General features: G+C 70.2%; 18 protein-coding genes. 7 read left to right on the forward strand and 11 right to left on the reverse strand.

Annotation, left to right across the window (positions count from 1 at the left end):
- A complete protein-coding gene (locus BM362_RS01135) occupies positions 1-1,071 on the reverse strand; it encodes a glycosyltransferase family 4 protein (protein ID WP_280142700.1) in 1,071 nt (356 codons plus the stop codon).
- A 224-nt stretch (positions 1,072-1,295) separates the two neighbouring features.
- Between BM362_RS01135 and BM362_RS01140 the strand changes: the two genes are divergently transcribed.
- Positions 1,296-2,129, forward strand: a complete 834-nt coding sequence (locus BM362_RS01140; protein ID WP_093571922.1) for an inositol monophosphatase family protein — start codon at positions 1,296-1,298, stop codon at positions 2,127-2,129.
- Between the two features lie 42 nt (positions 2,130-2,171).
- On the opposite strand, the gene BM362_RS01145 is transcribed toward BM362_RS01140, so the two are convergent.
- From BM362_RS01145 to menD, 5 genes are all read right to left on the reverse strand, one after another.
- Positions 2,172-2,633: a DUF3592 domain-containing protein gene (locus BM362_RS01145; RefSeq protein ID WP_067590148.1), complete on the reverse strand. Its 462-nt coding sequence runs from the start codon at positions 2,631-2,633 to the stop codon at positions 2,172-2,174.
- 9 nt (positions 2,634-2,642) lie between these two features.
- Positions 2,643-3,311 (reverse strand): hypothetical protein, encoded by a 669-nt coding sequence (locus BM362_RS01150; RefSeq protein WP_143132348.1) that lies wholly within the window; start codon positions 3,309-3,311, stop codon positions 2,643-2,645.
- Between the two features lie 58 nt (positions 3,312-3,369).
- Complete coding sequence (locus BM362_RS01155) at positions 3,370-4,884, reverse strand: M1 family metallopeptidase (protein ID WP_067590145.1); 1,515 nt, start codon at positions 4,882-4,884, stop codon at positions 3,370-3,372.
- 91 nt (positions 4,885-4,975) lie between these two features.
- On the reverse strand, positions 4,976-5,320 hold the full coding sequence (locus tag BM362_RS01160) for a hypothetical protein (protein WP_093571923.1): 345 nt from the start codon (positions 5,318-5,320) through the stop codon (positions 4,976-4,978).
- 32 nt (positions 5,321-5,352) lie between these two features.
- On the reverse strand, positions 5,353-7,029 hold the full coding sequence (gene menD / locus BM362_RS01165) for a 2-succinyl-5-enolpyruvyl-6-hydroxy-3-cyclohexene-1-carboxylic-acid synthase (RefSeq protein WP_067590139.1): 1,677 nt from the start codon (positions 7,027-7,029) through the stop codon (positions 5,353-5,355).
- A gap of 84 nt (positions 7,030-7,113) precedes the next feature.
- Here menD and BM362_RS01170 point away from each other — a divergent pair, with 84 nt between their 5' ends.
- From BM362_RS01170 to BM362_RS01180, 3 genes are all read left to right on the forward strand, one after another.
- Positions 7,114-8,037, forward strand: coding sequence for a 1,4-dihydroxy-2-naphthoyl-CoA synthase (locus BM362_RS01170; protein ID WP_067590134.1), 924 nt, complete (start codon positions 7,114-7,116; stop codon positions 8,035-8,037).
- A 34-nt stretch (positions 8,038-8,071) separates the two neighbouring features.
- Entirely contained in the window at positions 8,072-9,211 is a 1,140-nt protein-coding gene (gene menE / locus BM362_RS01175; protein ID WP_093571925.1) for an o-succinylbenzoate--CoA ligase, read from the forward strand.
- Positions 9,212-9,361: 150 nt separating this feature from the next.
- Positions 9,362-10,231 carry a 1,4-dihydroxy-2-naphthoate polyprenyltransferase gene (locus BM362_RS01180; RefSeq protein ID WP_067590132.1) on the forward strand — a complete coding sequence of 290 codons (870 nt, stop codon included), beginning with the start codon at positions 9,362-9,364 and terminating at the stop codon, positions 10,229-10,231.
- On the opposite strand, the gene BM362_RS01185 is transcribed toward BM362_RS01180, so the two are convergent.
- A complete protein-coding gene (locus BM362_RS01185) occupies positions 10,228-11,667 on the reverse strand; it encodes an aldehyde dehydrogenase family protein (RefSeq protein ID WP_093571926.1) in 1,440 nt (479 codons plus the stop codon). The two genes, BM362_RS01180 and BM362_RS01185, sit on opposite strands and share 4 nt — an antisense overlap.
- A gap of 104 nt (positions 11,668-11,771) precedes the next feature.
- Here BM362_RS01185 and BM362_RS01190 point away from each other — a divergent pair, with 104 nt between their 5' ends.
- A complete protein-coding gene (locus tag BM362_RS01190) occupies positions 11,772-12,419 on the forward strand; it encodes a TetR family transcriptional regulator (protein WP_067590124.1) in 648 nt (215 codons plus the stop codon).
- Here BM362_RS01190 and cds1 read toward each other — a convergent pair.
- The 3 genes from cds1 to BM362_RS01205 are packed head-to-tail and all read right to left on the reverse strand — an operon-like array spanning position 12,397 to position 14,245.
- On the reverse strand, positions 12,397-13,473 hold the full coding sequence (cds1, locus tag BM362_RS01195; RefSeq protein ID WP_067590121.1) for an L-cysteine desulfhydrase Cds1: 1,077 nt from the start codon (positions 13,471-13,473) through the stop codon (positions 12,397-12,399). The genes BM362_RS01190 and cds1 overlap by 23 nt on opposite strands.
- Positions 13,470-13,760, reverse strand: coding sequence for a DUF4229 domain-containing protein (locus BM362_RS01200; RefSeq protein ID WP_067590118.1), 291 nt, complete (start codon positions 13,758-13,760; stop codon positions 13,470-13,472). The genes cds1 and BM362_RS01200 overlap by 4 nt, the downstream gene beginning before the upstream one ends.
- 11 nt (positions 13,761-13,771) lie before the next feature.
- Positions 13,772-14,245 (reverse strand): Lrp/AsnC family transcriptional regulator, encoded by a 474-nt coding sequence (locus tag BM362_RS01205; protein ID WP_009072012.1) that lies wholly within the window; start codon positions 14,243-14,245, stop codon positions 13,772-13,774.
- Between the two features lie 363 nt (positions 14,246-14,608).
- On the opposite strand from BM362_RS01205, the gene BM362_RS01210 reads away from it, so the two are divergent.
- Positions 14,609-14,821: a BldC family transcriptional regulator gene (locus BM362_RS01210; RefSeq protein WP_009072010.1), complete on the forward strand. Its 213-nt coding sequence runs from the start codon at positions 14,609-14,611 to the stop codon at positions 14,819-14,821.
- A gap of 276 nt (positions 14,822-15,097) precedes the next feature.
- Complete coding sequence (locus BM362_RS01215; RefSeq protein WP_067590115.1) at positions 15,098-15,283, forward strand: hypothetical protein; 186 nt, start codon at positions 15,098-15,100, stop codon at positions 15,281-15,283.
- Between the two features lie 118 nt (positions 15,284-15,401).
- Here BM362_RS01215 and BM362_RS01220 read toward each other — a convergent pair whose 3' ends face one another.
- Complete coding sequence (locus BM362_RS01220) at positions 15,402-16,706, reverse strand: MinD/ParA family ATP-binding protein (RefSeq protein ID WP_093571927.1); 1,305 nt, start codon at positions 16,704-16,706, stop codon at positions 15,402-15,404.
- Between the last annotated feature and the right edge of the window lie 10 nt (positions 16,707-16,716).

Here is a 16,716-nt window from a genome sequence, read left to right on the forward strand (position 1 = left end):
TCAAGCCGCACGCGCGACTCGGCCCTGTACCGCTTCGTAGTGCCCGACCAGCTCCCGGCACACCGCGGGCCACGTCCGGCCCAGGACCACTTTCCGCGCCTTTTCGCCAAGCCGGGCCCGCAACGCCGCCTCCCGCAGGTCGTCGACCTTGGTGACCAGCGCCGGGCCGAACGACTCCCGGTCGGCAGGCAGCAGATAACCAGTCCGGCCAGGCAGCACGAGATCCTTCGGACCGCCAGCGTCGGGCGCGAGCACCGGCAGCCCGGACGCCATCGCCTCCTGCACCGCCTGGCAGAACGTCTCGTGCGGCCCGGTGTGCACGAACACGTCGAGGCTCGCGTACGCCACCGACAGCTCGTCGCCGTACTTCGCACCCAGGAACGCCGCTCCGGGCAACCGTTCCCGCAACGACGGCAGCTCCGGTCCGTCGCCGACGACGACCACGCGCACTCCCGGCATTCCGGCCAGCACGGTCAGCCGGTCGACCTCTTTCTCCGGCGCGAGCCGTCCGACGAACCCGACCAGCAGCTCGCCGTTCGGCGCGAGTTCCGCGCGCAGCGCCGGATCCGCGTGCGCCGGGGAAAACCGGCTGATGTCCACGCCGCGCGCCCAGCGGTGCACGCGCGGGACGCCGTGCAGCTTCAGCTGTTCGATCGAGTCCGACGACGGCGCGAGCGTCCGGTCGGCCCGCGAGTGCAGGCGGCGCACCCAGCGCCAGGCCGCCCGCGCGCCGATGCCGAAGCCGTACGACGTGGCGAAGCCGGCGATGTCGGTCTGGTAGACGGCGATCGAGGGCACGCGCAGCCGTCTGGCCGCGGCGAGCCCGCGCGCGCCGACCACGAACGGCGAGGCCAGGTGCACGACGTCCGGGCCGAATTCGGCCAGCGCGGTCAGCACGGTGCGCGTCGGCAGGCCGATCGGCAGCGAGTTCACGCCGGGGAAGTCCAGCGCCGGAATGCGCACGACCGGCGCGCCGCGGTAACTCGCCGGGCCCGGCCCCGGCGCGACGACCAGCACGTCGTGCGCGGATTCGACCAGGTGCTCGACGACCCGCAGCACGGAATTCGTCACGCCGTTCACCTGGGGCAGGAAACTTTCGGTGACTATGGCGACTCGCACCGCGTCACTGTCGCAAAACCGCAGGCAGGGCGGGCCAATCCCGCGTAACCGACCGGCCAACGGTGGCGAAACACTCCGCAGCGTCCGCGCTCGGGCGCCGACCGTCGAAGAATTCGCCACGACATGTCATCTGCCGGTCGCGTCCCGGACACCAGCAACGCCCAGACTAAGCAGGCATGACCCTCTTGTCCTCCAGGCCGTCGCGGCCCGTGGAACCCGGGCTGCTCTCCCGAGCGCTCGAGGTCGCGGGGCGGCTGGCGAACGACGCCACCGACGTGATCACCGCGACCGCCGGCCGCGGCGCGCACCCGGCGACGCTGGATTCGCCGTTCGACTGGGTCACCGACACCGATCGGATCCTGGAACGGCACACCCGCCGTGTGCTGACCGCGGAGTTCCCCGGGATCCCGGTGGTAGGCCACGAATTCGGCGCCGACCACGGCGCGGACGTCGCGGAGTACCGCTGGGTGGTCGATTCCGTGGACGGCACCGCGAACTACGTCGCCGGAGTGCCTTGGTGCGCCTACAGCCTCGCCCTGGTCGACGCGAGCGGCCCCGTGGTGGGTGTGGTCGCTGACCCGTACCGGGCGCAGATCTACGCCGCTGCCCGCGGACGGGGAGCCCGCGCGAACGGGAAACCGCTGAAGCTGGTCGACCGCGCGGGTACCGCCGGGTCGATCGTCTGCACCGAACTGGCGCGCAAGGGACCGTGGCCGGGAATGGGCGAGTTCATCGAACGAGCGGCGGCCGCGCACGCGGGAGTGCGGGTGCTGGGGTCAGCCGCGCTGTCGATCGCCCAGGTCGCGCTCGGGCACGCGGCCGCGGCGGTGTTGCACAGCTACCACGAATGGGACGTCGCGGGGTCGGTCGCGATGGCGATCGAAGCAGGTGCGGTGGTGCTGGACAAGCACGGCGAGGACGCCGCTTTGCCTACGGACGGACTGCTGGTCGCCGCGCCGGGGGTCGCGGACGAGGTGCTTGGCTGGTGGCAGGAAACCGTCGGCACGTAGGGGGCCGTGAGTGCTGATGCCGATTCTGACCGGGACAAACGCTCACGAGCGTCCCGCCTTCGCAGGCTCCGCCGCGGACCGGTCCCGCTTGATCAGCCTGCGCAGCCACCACAGCAGCGGGCCCGCGACCAGCCACGTGATCAGCACCGTCATGCCCACTGGCAGCAGCGTCAACGTCGCGGTCCGGCCGGCGACCCGGGTCAGGTCCGGGTTGGTCGCGTCGTACTCGATCGCCACCAGCTGACCGGCGGCGAGGCCCGACGGGTACAGCACCCCGGTCGCCGGGCTGTGCACGATGCCGTCCGGCGTCTGGTACTGGATGATCGTGCGGTCGAAGGCCACCGACTCGACCGTCGCGTTCGCCGTGCCCAGGTGTGATTCGATCGCGCTGTCGTTGCGGAACGCGGCGAAAACCAGGCTCACGCACATCACGGTGAGCAGCACAGCTACGCCCAACACGGCGAACCACGCGATCCGCCGTGCCTTCACGCTCCTGGCTGCCACACCGAGAGTTTAGTCGGGTGCGCCGACCGGCTCGGCACTCGGCAGCCAGTGCGCCCGGTACAGCATGTGCAGGTTGTCCGCGTTCACCAGCACTCCGCACGTCAGATCGACCTCGGCGCACGCGTGGTGCGGTGATTCCTCTCCAGGAGCCGAACCCGGCGCGCGGAACGCGAGGTCGAAGAAATACTCGGCCGCGTGCCGGAAAACCGGTGCACTGCCGGTCAGGAACATCGTGTCGGCGTGAATCCGGTCGTACAGCCGGTCCCGGGTTCGCCAGTACGGCCGCTCCACCGGACGTCGCTCAGCCGGGATCCGCACCGTATGCGGCCGGGCGGGGCCGAGCGCGGCCCTGATCCGCGGCCACCGCGAAACGCGCAACTGCGCGGTGTGGTGGCTCAGCACCAGATCCAGCGGACGACCGGTGCGCTCCGGTTCGGCCGGGATCCGGCCAGCGCGCAGCGGGAGGTGGATGATCGTGTGCCGCGATCGCGCGGCCAGCAGCGACAGCACTCCGATCTGGTACGCCGCCCGGCGATCGACGTACATCTCCGTGTGCCACTCGCATTCGAACAACAGCGCGGTGTCCAGAACAGGATCAGGGCGCAGCACCCGCCATTCCCGGCCGTCGAGCCGAGCATGGCGGAGCTGCGCCCGCACCTTCATCGCTCGCCGGGCCACCGGATCCTCCTTAGCAAGAGCGGAACTCTCCAGGATCCCGCGGCCCGGCAAGCGAATTTCAGTGCTGGCCTGCCTCCGCCAGCGCGCGATGGTTCGCCTGGATCTGGTCCCACGCCTTCGGCTTCGCGTGCGCGGCGAACGTCCTCGCCGCCGCGACCGTCCCGTTAGGACCGACGGCGGGCTTCCCCTTGGTGTACAGCCAGGTCTGGAACAGCTCCTGCAACGGCTTGCCCGACACCTTCTCCGCGAGCGCGATGAAGTCCGGGATCACCGCCGCCTTGCCTGCCTTCGCGACCTGCCACTGCCGCAGGATCGAGAAGAACGCGTCATCACCGACCGTCTTGCGCAACGCCTGCACGGCCATCGCGCCCCGGTCGTACACCGCGCGGTCGAACTGCTTCGGCTCGCCCGGGTCGCCCGGCAGGACCTGCCAGAACGGGTCGTCGGCGGCGTAGGAGTCGTACGCGTACTGCGCGAGTTCCGCGGTCGTGCCCTCGCCCTGGTGCTCGGACCACAGGTACTCGGCGTAGGAGGCGAAGCCCTCGTTCAGCCAGATGTCGCTCCACTTGCCGAGCGAAACGTTGTCGCCGAACCACTGGTGCGCGTTCTCATGCGCGATCAGCGTGGTGTTGGAGCCGGCGGCGAAGTTGCGCGCGCCGTAGGTCGGCCGGGTCTGGTTTTCCAGTGAGAAGGTGATCCCGCTGGTCACGACGCCGCCCTCGGCCTCGAACGGATACGGCCCGAACTGCGACGCCAGGAACTCGTCGACCTCCGGCGTCCGCTCCACGCTCGCCTTGGCCGCGTCGAGCGAATCGCCGAGATCGGCACCGTAGGCGGTGATGAACGGCTTGCCGTCCGGGGTGGTGGACTGGACCACGTCGTACTTGCCGACGATGAACGACGTCAGGTAGGTCGCCTGCGGTTTGGTGCTGCGCCAGTTCCACCGCGTCCAGCCGGCCCGCTGTTTGGTCTTCTTCACGAGCGTGCCGTTCGTGATCGCGGAGAGACCGTCCGGGGCCTCGATCGACACGTCGTAGGTCGCTTTGTCGGTGGGGTGGTCGTTGGAGGGGAACCACCACTGCGCGCTCTGCGGCTCGTCGACGCCGAGCGCCCCGAAAGCACCCTTCTTCCAGGTGTTCAGTCCGCCGGCCTTCTCCGTCGACGGGCTGTCGGAGTAGCTCACGACGACCGTCGCGGACTGGCCCTTGAGCAGCGGCTGCGCCGGGGTGATCACCAGCTCGCCGTCGCCGTTCTGGTTGGTGAACTGCGCGGGCCGGTTGTTCACCAGCACCTTCGACGCCTTGAGCGCGAAGTCAAGGTCGAAGCGCGACAGGTCCTGGGTCGCGGTGAGCAGCAGCGTCGTGGTGCCCGACAGGACGTCGGTTTCCGGCTGGTAGCTCACGCGGATGTCGTAGTGCTGCACGTCGGTGCCGCCGTTGCCGGCGTTCGGGTAGTACGGGTCGCCGACGCCGGGCGCGCCCGGTGCCGGCACTGCCGAAGCGGTGCCTGCCAGCAGCACCGTCGCGACTCCAGCCGCAACCGCCCCGATTCCGGCCCGAGTTCTCGATCGCATGGTTCCTCCAAGGTGGCCAATGCGACCGAACGTATCCACGTGCGCACCCCACAGGTACGTCCGAACGACGGGTTCTTACCCACTGGGAAGATCACCCGGATTCGGCGATCCACCACGCGATGGCGATCGGGATGCCGTACAGGATCGGGCCCGCGTACAGCCCCGGCCACGGTCCCCAGCCGCGCCGCACGGCCAGTCCGGCCATCGCGAACGACCCGGCGATCGCCGCGAACCAGCCGACCCACGGCAGCGAAGCGACCGCCTGTTGCCCGGCCGCGCTGCAGATCGCCCGGCTGTCCCCGGCGAAGCAGGTGTCGCTGGCCATCACCAGAAACGACGAGAAGTACGAGCACACCAGCCCGATCAGCGCCAGCGCCGCCACTGCCGCGCTGAACCAGGCCCACCGGCCTCGCGGGCGCAGGTCCGCCTCGTTCACGAAATCCCCCGTTTTTCACCGGCCCCCGCCGGTTAAACCGTCCCCACCGCTTCGGCGACCGCGGACTTCAGCCGCGCGTGGAGATTCCGGTGCTGTGCCCGGTCGACCCGGACCTCGACGACCCGCAGGCCCGGCGCGGGCTGCAACGCGGCACGGAACTCTTCGACCGTCTCGGCCACCACGTGCGGTACCCGGTAGCCCGCGCAAAGCGCACCCAAATCCGCGCCGTGCGGGGTGCCGAAGACGCGCTCGAAGCTCGCCGAGTGTTCCGGCGCGCCCTGCTCCAGCAGCGAGAAAATGCCGCCGCCATCGTCGTTCAGCACCACGATCGTCAGGTCCGGCAACTGCTCCGCGGGCCCGGTGAGCAGGCCGGACGCGTCGTGCAGGAACGTCAGGTCGCCGAGCAGCGCGTACGACGGCGCGCGGTGCACGGTGGCCGCGCCGATGGCCGTCGAGACCGTGCCGTCGATCCCGGCGACGCCGCGGTTGCGGTGCACCAGGACGTCCGGACGCAGCCGTCCGGCCAGCGCGACGTCACGCGTCGGGTTCGAGGAACCGACCACCAGCAGCGCGCCGTCCGGCAACGCGTCGACCAGCTCTGTCGCCACCCGGACGCCGCTCGGCCACGGCTCGGCGGCCAGCGCCGTCGCGACCGCTTGGCTGGCCGCAGCGTCCGCGCGCTGCCAGCTCGCCAGCCACTCCGGGTCCGCGGGCTTCGTCGGTTCGGCAAACCACTGCCCGACCTGACGGACGTTGTGCGCCGGCGCGGGCCAGTCCGAATCCGGACGCACCAGCAGCACCTCGACCTCCGGGTCCGACAGCACCTTCTGGACCTGCCGGAACACCGTCGGACGGCCGAGACACAGCACCTGCTCGGGACGGTGCCGCGAGATGAATTCCTCAACGCCCAGCAGCCAGGCACCGGACGACATCGCGGTCGCGCCGGACAAGCCGAGCCCGCCGGTCTCCGAAACCACCGGCCAGCCGTGCTGTTCGGCCCATTCGCTGGCCGCCTGCGCGCCGGTGTCGCACGCGATCACCAGGCCGTGCCGCGCCGAGGGCACCACGAACGAGGGCAGCGCGCCGAAGTCCGGCAGCTCGGTCCAGCGTTCACCGTCCGGGCGGCCTTCGAGCGATTCGTACCACTCGCCGTGATCGTCGAGATCCGGCACCAGCGGTTCGCGGAACGGGATGTTCAGGTGCACCGGCCCGCAGCGCCATTCGCCGTACGCGGCGTTCCACGCGCGGCAGATCTGGCTGCGCCAGTAGGAGTTCTGCCCGGCCCGGCGCTCGGCGACAGCCAGCTCGTCGAAGTAGCGGACCGCGTCGCCGTACAGCTCGTACTGGTTGATCACCTGGCTCGCGCCGGCCGAACGCAGCTCCGGCGGACGGTCGGCGGTGAGCACGATCAGCGGCACGCCCGCCCGGTCGGCCTCCAGCACGGCCGGGTGGAAGTTCGCCGCCGCGGTGCCGGAGGTGCAGACCACCGCCGCCGGACGGCCGGTGCGCGCCGCGATGCCGAGCGCGAGGAACGCCGCGCCGCGCTCGTCGATGCGGACGTGCAGCTTCAGCCGTCCCGACGCGGCGGCGTCGTAGAGCGCGATGGACAGCGGCGCGTTGCGAGATCCTGGACACAACACCACGTGCGACACGGTGTTGCGGACGAGTTCGTCGACGATGACCCTGGCCTGCGCGGTGGAGGGGTTCACCGGCAGACCCCCGCTTGAGCGCGCTCTCGTCCAGAGGCGGCATCAGGCACAGCGATCATGTCCACAGGTCCTATTCTCCCAAACGTGGATGACGCCCGAGTTTCCGAGCTGTTCGACCCCGCCGCCTGGTCCGAGGTCGAAGGGTTCTCCTTCACCGACATCACCTACCACCGTTCGCGAGATGCCCGCTCCGGCAAACGGGTGGTCCGGATCGCTTTCAACCGTCCGGAGGTCCGCAACGCCTTCCGCCCGCACACCGTCGACGAGCTCTACCGGGCGCTCGACCACGCCCGGATGAGCTCGGACGTCGGGTGCGTCCTGCTCACCGGCAACGGCCCGTCGGCCAAGGACGGCGGCTGGGCGTTCTGCTCCGGCGGTGACCAGCGTATTCGCGGACGCTCCGGGTATCAGTACGCGAGCGGGGAGACCTCGGACACGGTCGACCCGGCGCGGGCGGGCCGGCTGCACATCCTCGAAGTCCAGCGGTTGATCCGTTTCATGCCGAAACCCGTGGTCGCCGTGGTGCCCGGCTGGGCGGCGGGCGGCGGGCATTCGCTGCACGTCGTGTGCGATCTCACCCTCGCCTCGGCCGAGCACGCGCGGTTCAAGCAGACCGACGCCGACGTCGGCTCGTTCGACGCCGGCTACGGTTCGGCGGGCCTCGCCCGGCAGGTCGGGCAGAAATTCGCACGCGAGATCTTCTTCCTCGGCCGCGACTACACCGCCGAGCAAATGCACCGGATGGGCGCGGTCAACGAGGTCGTGCCGCACGCCGACCTGGAGCGGGTCGCGCTCGACTGGGGCTGGACGATCATCGGTAAGTCGCCGACCGCGCAGCGGATGCTGAAGTACGCCTTCAACGCGATCGACGACGGGATGGTCGGGCAGCAGCTGTTCGCCGGTGAGACGACCCGGCTGGCGTATATGCAGGACGAGGCGGTCGAAGGCCGCGACGCGTTCCTGGAGAAGCGCGACCCGGACTGGTCCGGCTACCCGTACTACTACTGACCCCGTGAGCGACAACCCCCGCTGAGGCTCCCTAGTGCACCCCTCCTGGCTAGACGGCACCGCCGCCGCCCTCACCGCCTTGGACGTCGCCCTCGCCGCCGCCCTCGATGGCGGCCCCGCGGTCCTCCCCCTGAACTCCGCCGACCCGTCGGCCCCCGCGCTGCTCGAAGCGATGGCCCCGGAGCAGCCGGTCGAGCCGGACACCGCCGTGGTGATCGCCACCTCCGGGTCCACCGGAGCGCCGAAGGGAGTGCTGCTGTCGCCGCGCGCACTCGTCGCGTCCGCGACGGCCACGCACGCCCGGCTCGGTGGCCCCGGACACTGGCTGCTCGCCACGCCCGCGCACTACATCGGCGGCCTGCAAGTCCTGATCCGAGCACGGCTGGCAGGCACGAAACCTGCGTTCCTGACCGGCACCGGCTTCCGCCCGGACGAGTTCGCCGCCGCGGCCGCGCCCGTGCTGGCGGAGAACGGCCCGCGCTACACCGCGCTCGTGCCGACCCAGCTAGTCCGGCTCCTCGACGACGGCGGCACGGGCCTGGCTGCCGCGAGGGCCTTCGACGGCATCATCCTGGGCGCCGCTGCTACGTCGCCGAAGCTGCGCGCGCAAGCGGCCGAGGAAGGCGTGCGGATCGTCCCCTCGTACGGCATGAGCGAGACCGCCAGCGGCTGCGTCTACGACGGCGTCCCGCTCGACGGCGTCCGCGTGGAGCCCGACGCCGATGAACGGCTGTGGATCTCCGGCCCGGTGCTGTCGCACGGCTACCGCCTCTCCCCGGAACTGACCGCGGAGTCGTTCCGAAACGGCTCTTTTCGCACCTCCGACCGCGGCCGCCTGCTGCCCGACGGCCGGGTCGAGGTGCTCGGACGGGCGGACGACGTCATCAACACCGGCGGGGTCAAGGTGTCGGCTGCCGCGATCGAACGCCTGCTCGGCGCGCAGCCCGGGGTGCGGGACGCCTGTGTCGTCGGCATTCCCGATCCGCAGTGGGGCGAGGCGGTGGTCGCGATGGTGGTGGCTTCGACGGACGAGGCCGTGCTGCGGGCCGCGGTCCGGGCTGAGCTGGGTGCTGCCGCGACGCCGAAACGCATCGAGTTCGCCGACGCGCTCCCGTTGCGCGGCCCGGGAAAGACCGACCGGCAGGCAGTGGCCGCCGCCCTCCGGGCACGCTGACCGCCACGCCCCGCACCTGGGCCCCGGATCGACCGCCTTGCAGCGCAACCCCGGTTCGTCCGTGCGGGGCACCCGGACGGAATCAGGTCCCCGCACGGCTTGTGGCCGGGCACCGAACGGGTGAAGATCGCATGGCGTTGAATGGACCCCATGGCGACAGTCAGTGAGTGGATCGAAGGCGCTCGGCCGAGGACGCTGCCGAACGCGATCGCGCCGGTCGTGGCGGGCGTCGGAGCGGCGATCGCGCTCGACGCGTTCTCCTGGTGGCGTTCGCTGCTCGCCTTGCTGGTCGCGCTGTCGCTGATCATCGGCGTGAACTTCGCCAACGACTACTCCGACGGTATCCGCGGCACCGACGAACACCGCGTCGGCCCGCTGCGTCTCGTCGGCTCCGGCGCGGCGAACCCGAAGGCCGTGCTGCGTGCCGCTTTGACGTCCCTGGGCCTCGCCGGCGTGCTGGGCCTGGCGCTCGTCGCGTTGAGCGGACACTGGTGGCTGCTCGCGATGGGCGCGCTGTGCATCCTCGGCGCGTGGTTCTACACCGGCGGCAAAAAGCCTTACGGCTACTACGGTCTGGGCGAGATCGCGGTCTTCGTGTTCTTCGGCCTGGCCGGCGTCCTCGGCACGGTTTACGTCCAGGCCGGCCGGGTCAGCTGGGACGCACTGGGCTGCGCGGTGGCGGTCGGCTCGTTCTCGATGGCGGTGCTGGTCGCGAACAACCTGCGTGACATCCCCACCGACATCGAGTCCGGCAAGCACACCCTCGCGACCCGCATGGGCGACGGCGGCACCCGAAAGCTCTACCTGACTCTGGTGACAGTTCCCTACGCGCTCACCGTGCTGATGGGGATCTGGCACCCGCTGCTGTTCATCACCTTCGTGACCGCGCCGCTGCTGCTGAAGCCGATCATGGCCGTCGGCGGTGGCGGCAAGGGCCGGGAGTTGATCCCGGCCCTGCGCGACACCGGCATGGCGATGCTGGCCTGGGCGGTGCTGAGCGCGGTCGCTCTGGCGCTCTAGCGACCCGCCGCGATCGCCTGCCACTCCACGAACTCCGCCAGCCCGTGCGAGCCGTACTCACGGCCGACTCCGCTCGCCTTGAACCCGCCGAACGGAGCGTTCCCGTGCCGCGGCGCGCCGTTGACGTGGAACGTGCCTGTCCGCACGGCGCGCGCGATCTCGACGCCGTGCTCCGCGTCGGCCGTCCACACGCCGCCGCTCAAGCCGTAGCCGGAGTCGTTCGCGAGCCGGATCGCCTCGTCCTCGGTGTCGAACGGGATGACCACGAGCACCGGCCCGAAGATCTCCTCACGCGCGATCCGCATGTCGTTCGCGACGTCGGCGAATACCGTCGGACGCACGTAAAACCCGTCCGCCAGCTCAGGATTCGCGAGCGGCGCGGTACCGCCCGCCGCGATCCGCGCACCCTCTTCGACGCCTAGCCGCAGGTACGACAACACCCGCTCGTACTGGTCGCGGCGCACGATCGGCCCGACGAACGTGTCCGGCTTCGCCGGGTCGCCGACCACGAGCCCGTCGGCCATTTCCGCCAGCGCGGCCACGACCTCGGCGTACCGCTCGCGTGCCGCGAAGATCCGCGTGTGGGCCACGCACATCTCGCCGTTGTTGGCGAACGTCGCGCTCTGGATCCCCTCGGCCACGGTCTTCGGGTCCGCGTCCGCGAGCACGATCGCCGCGGACTTTCCGCCGAGTTCCAGCCCGACGCGCTTGAACTGCTCTCCCGCGAGCGACGCGATCCGCCGTCCGGCCGCCGTCGAGCCGGTGAACGAGATCTTGTCGACGCCGGGGTGCGTCACCAGGTACTCGCTCACGTCGCGGTCGGCCGCGAACACGCTCACCACACCCTCGGGGAATCCGGCCTCCGCGAAGATCTCCGCCAGCACCATCGCGTCGAGCGGGGTTTCCGGCGCCGCCTTCAGCAGCACCGGGTTACCCGCCAGCAGAGCCGGAATCAGCTTCACCAGCGCGGCCGAGTGCGGCGAGTTCCACGGGATCACCGCCGCCACCACGCCGACCGGCGCGGCGCGCACGATCGTCCGGTTGCCTGCCTCGTCGATCAGCGTCTCCTCCCAGGCGAACTCGCGCGCGGTCTTGAGCCACGCGGCCGTGCGCTCCGGGAGGTTGTGCTGAGTCCAGCCGGTGAACCAGCTCGGCGACCCGTTCTCCGCGGTGATCAGCTCGGCGATCTCGTCGGCCCGAGCGGCGTGCAGGTCGTTGAACCGCTCGACCAGGCGCAGACGCTCGGCTAACGGCGTTCTCACCCACGGTTCGAGTGCCCGGCGAGCCGCCGCCACCGCACGGTCGACGTCGGCCTTCGAAGCTTTCGGCGCGGTCCCCACCAGCGCACGGTCGTGCGGCGAACGGATTTCGAAGGTGTCGGTCGTCGCCGGCCCGGTCCAGCGGCCGCCGAGGAAGAGCTGGTCGTAAGTGCGCATCGGGATCTCCTGCCGAGGTTAACGGAACACTGCTCTCTTGTTCCCAAAGTTAACAGGACACCGATCTTTTATCAAGAGAGCAGTGTTCTGTTACACTTCGAAGCGTGCCCGAGTTCCAGCGCGCCCGCAGCCCCGAGCAGGTGGAAGCCCGCCGCGAGGCGATCCTCGACGCGGCCGAAGAGCTGATGACAGAGTCGTCCGTCGGCGAAGTCAGCATGCGCGAGCTGGCCCGCCGGGTAGGCCTGTCGGCGTCGAACGTCGCGCGCTACTTCCCCACGCGGGAGGCCGTCTACCTGGAGGTGCTCGACCGCGCTCGCGGCGCGTGGCTCGACTCGCTCACCCTCGACGGCGACCTGTCGGAGGTCGCCGCGACCCTCGCCCGTTCACTCGCGACGCGACCGGTGCTGTGCGAACTGATCAGCGTGCTGGCGAACGTGCTGGAGCGCAACGTCTCGACGGAGATCGCGCGGGATTACAAGCTGCGGTCGGCGAAGCACAACGCCCGTACCGCCGACCTGCTGCACGCCGCGCTGCCAGCGCTTTCCGCGGAGACCGCGCAAGAACTGTCGTCCGCGATCTTCATGCTCACCGCGGGAATGTGGCCGCTGGCGCACCCGAACGAAGCCGTCCAAGAAGCCGTCAAGGACCCCCGCCTGGCCGGCTCCCGCCTCGACTTCGAGGACCGGTTGCGCCGGTTGATCGTCGTGCTGACGCTGGGCTACCAGGACGTCAGGCGTCGAATCGGCCAGTGAGCAGGAACTCGTCGAACCGCGCCCGATACGGTGCCAGGTCGATCCCGTGCTCGCCGAGCCATTCATCCGAGTAGTACGTGTTCGCGTACCGCTCGCCGCCGTCGCACAGCAGCGTCACCACCGAACCCGCCTGGCCTTCCGCCAGCATCCGCGAGATCAGCTGGAACGCGCCGTACAGGTTGGTTCCGGTCGAGCCGCCCGCCCAGTGCCCGGTGCGCTCCCGCAGCAAGCGGATCGCCGCCAGGGAACCGGCGTCGGGCACCTGGAACATCTCGTCGATCACGCCGGGCACGAAGGACGGTTCGCAGCGCGGTCGTCCGATGCCTTCGATCCGCGACGGCATCCCGGTCGCGTAGTCCGGCGCACCGGTTTCCCACGCGCCGTAGAACGACGAGTTTTCCGGGTCCACCACGCAGATCTTCGTGGTGTGCCGCTTGTACCGGACGTAGCGGCCGAACGTCGCGCTCGTCCCGCCGGTGCCCGCGCCGACGACGATCCACGACGGCACCGGGTGGCGTTCGGCGCGCATCTGCGCGAACACCGATTCGGCGATGTTGTTGTTGCCGCGCCAGTCCGTCGCGCGCTCGGCGTAGGTGAACTGGTCGAGGTAATGCCCGTTGCACTCGGCGGCCAGCCGCTCGGCCTCGGGGTACATCGCCGGCGCCGCGTCGACGTAATGACATTCGCCGCCGTAGAACTCGATGAGCGCGATCTTTTCCTTGCTCGTCCGCCGCGGCACCACGGTCACGAACCGCAGGCCGAGCATTCGCGCGAAGTACGCCTCGGACACCGCGGTCGAGCCGCTGGACGCCTCGACCAGCACGGTGTCCGGGCCGATGTGCCCGTTGACCAGGCCGTACAGGATCAGCGAGCGTGCGAGCCGATGCTTGAGCGAGCCGGTCGGATGCACCGACTCGTCCTTCAGGTAAAGGTCGATGCCCCATTCCGGGGGCAGCGGGAAAACGTGCAGGTGGGTGTCGGCGCTGCGGTTGGCGTCGGCCTCGATGATCCGGACTGCTTCGCGAACCCAGGCGCGGGCGTGTGGTTTGTTCATGCTGCGGAGTCGTCGGCCGGGGTCTCGCCGCGCAGCTGCGAACGCAGCTGGGCACGTGCACGCGCGCGGGATTCGTTGCGCTTGGCCAGGCCGGCCGTCACGCGCTGGTTCAGGCCGCGCAGGAGCAGCAGGCCAAGCGGAAGGCCGACGACGAGCCCGATCAGCGAAGAGACCAGCAGCGGCACGCCGACCAGCGAAAGCACGACCGCGACCACCGCGACGAGCGCGAACCGCGCGATCAAGTACACCGTCAGGTCACGGGGAAGGTGGTCCGGTGTCTCGCTCACACCGAAACAGGCTACGCCCCGCTCGCCGGGTCCTCGTCCAGGCCCGCGTTGTTGGGGCGGCCCTCGAACCGGGTGGAGAGCACCACCGTCGTATTGGTGCGGCCGACGCCGGGGATGCGGCGCAACCTGCCGAGGGTGAGCTCCAGCTCGTCGACCGTCGAAACCCGCACCTTCACGACGAAGGCCTCGTCGCCCGCGACCGCGTAACAGCTCTCCACCTCGGGCAGTTCGCCGAGCGAAGCGGCGACGTCCTCGTCGGTGGCGGTGTCGGTGGGATGGATGCCGACCAGCGCGGTGACGCCGAGTCCGACCGTGTTCGGGTCGACCATCGCGTGGTAGCCGGTGATCACGCCCGCCGCCTCAAGCTTCCCGACGCGTTCGTGCACCGACGACGCGGAGAGCCCCACCGTCCGGCCGAGGTCGGCGTAGGTAGCCCGGCCGTTGGCCCGCAGCTCGGCGATGATCTTCCGGTCCAGCTGATCCACTGGCTCATTATGCGGCGCGCCCGTGCGGGAGGCGCATCGCCGGTAGGCCCCGGATTGTCTCCTGCGTCACAGCAACCTCGGCGCCGGCCGCCGCCCAGCCTCGGCCTTTGCTCAGTCTTTACCCGGATCTCGGCACAACCTGTTGGAAAATGCCTGGTCAGCGGGCCGTGAACGGGCACTGGGCGATCCTGAGAATCTGCTGAGTTATGTCCCTTTTGCACTTTAAGGGCTCTTTACCCAAGGACAACCGTTCGAGTACCCGACGGGTGAAGTGCCACGATTGCCGCGTTGGCCACCCGGGCGCGACGGGCGAAACCGCCCGATGCCCCCGGTATAGCAAGTTGGGCGTTAAGGAGGCGGAAAATGACCGCAACCATGGGCGGACGGTTGCTCACCCCGGGTGAGGTGGCCGCTCTGTTCCGGGTGGACCCGAAGACCGTGACCCGCTGGGCCACCGCGGGCCGGATCGGCTCGATCCGGACGCCGGGCGGACACCGCAGGTTCCGCGAGTCCGAGGTGAACGACCTTCTGGCCGAGCTCACCACGGACGCGAGCGAGCCGACCCGCAAGATCTGACCCGCGGGTCTCGAACACGCCGAAGGGTCGTGACTGGCAAGGGGTGCCTCCCGCATCGCTTGCCGGTCACGACCCTTCGCCGCGTTCCGGCAGTTTCTCCGCGACCCACCACCCCCGAGATCGCGCCGGTTTCCGGACTGAGCGATTCGCCCGGCCCCCAGGCCGGGCGAATCGGGAGGGAAGAAACCGGCTCCCCGGCGATCTCGGCGCCTCGGCGGAGCCGAGGCCATCAAACAGAGCTAACCTGGGGGGCCAGCACGACGGAAGGACCCGGGCATGATTCCTTTGCTCGCAGCGGTGGGCGCGATCACCATCGCCGTTCTGTTGTGGCGGGCACTCGGCGCACAGCGGATCAGCGTCCCGCAGCGCCGCCCGGCCGTCGCTCCCGACGACGATCCCGAATTCCTGCGCAAGCTCTCCGAGGAGCAGCGCAACCGCCGCCCGGACGACACCGACTCCTGACCCTCTCTCACCGGCGGGCCCTGCCGGGCGCAGCAGCTGTACGTGAGGGGAACCCTGAGGGAATCTGATTCCCTCAGGGTTCCCCTCACGTACAGCTAGCTCGTGCGGCGGGCGAGGCTCAGCGGTACCCCTGCCCGCCGAACCCGTCAGCCACGGTCGCCGCCAGTTCCAGCAGCGCCAACCGGGTGTCCCCGCCGAGGCGCTCCAACTCGATCTCCGCGCCCTCTTCCAAGTGCGCGTCGAACGGGATCCGGCACACCGAACGCACCTTCGCGCCGAAGTGCGCGGCCAGCTTGTCCAGGTCGACCGAACTGCCCTTCGGGCGCACCGAGTTGATCACCACGACCGAGCGTTTCACCAGGTCGCCGTAGCCGTGCGCCTCCAGCCAGTCCAGCGTCGCCGAGGCGCTGCGGGCCCCGTCGACCGAACCCGAGGACACCACCACCAGCGAGTCCGCGACGTCGAGGACGCCCTTCATCGCCGAGTGCATCAAACCGGTGCCGCAGTCGGTGAGCACGATGTTGTAGAAGTGCTCAAGCAGGTTCACCGTGCGCCGGTAGTCGTTCTCGGAGAACGCCTCCGACACCGCCGGATCCTGTTCGCTGGCCAGGATTTCCAGCCGGCTCGACCCCTGCGACGTGTACGACCGGACGTCGCTGTAGCGCGTGATCTTGTCCGCGTCGCGCAGCAGATGCCGCACGGTCGCGGTGGTCTCGATGGCGATCTTCTGCGACAGCGTCCCGCGGTCCGGGTTCGCGTCCACCGCCACCACGCGGTCGCCGCGCAGGGACGCGAAGGTCGCGCCGAGCGTGGTCGTGGTCGTGGTCTTGCCGACGCCCCCCTTGAGGCTCAGCATCGCGATCTTGTAGCACCCGCGCAGCGGCTGGTTGACCCGCGCGATCAACTCGCGTCGACGCGTGTCCGCCGGGCTCTCCCCCGGGTTGACCAGCTTGCCGCTGCCCAGGTACACCGCCTTGCGCCAGCCGGACTGGGGCGTGCGCTTCTGCTGTTTCACCAGGTGCGCGGTGGCCAGCTCGTCCGCGCTGGACGCCGGCTGCGGGAGTCCGCCAGCAGGAGCGCCCGGCACAGGAACCGCACCTGGGGCGGGAACCGGCGTGCCGGCCGGAGCGGCGGGCGGCTGCTGGTATCCAGGCGGGGCGGCGTGCTGCGGCTGATGCTGCTGCGCGGGCGGCTGCAACGGCGGCAGGTTCTGGTCGTAATGCGGCTGGTAGCCGCCCGGCTGCGGCAGTGGCTGGTACGCGCCCTGCGGCGGCGGGTCGACGACCTGCGTCGGCTGCGCGTCGTACGGCCCGGTCGCGGGGTGCGGCGTCGAGTCGGTGCGTTCCTCGGAGAACATGGCAGCCGGTTCCTGGGCCTGCTCGGACTGCTGTTCCCCGGCAGTCTCTTCACTGGGTCCGGTCACCGTTGCCAAC

This window comes from Amycolatopsis rubida (assembly GCF_900115345.1).
Lineage (GTDB): Bacteria > Actinomycetota > Actinomycetes > Mycobacteriales > Pseudonocardiaceae > Amycolatopsis > Amycolatopsis rubida.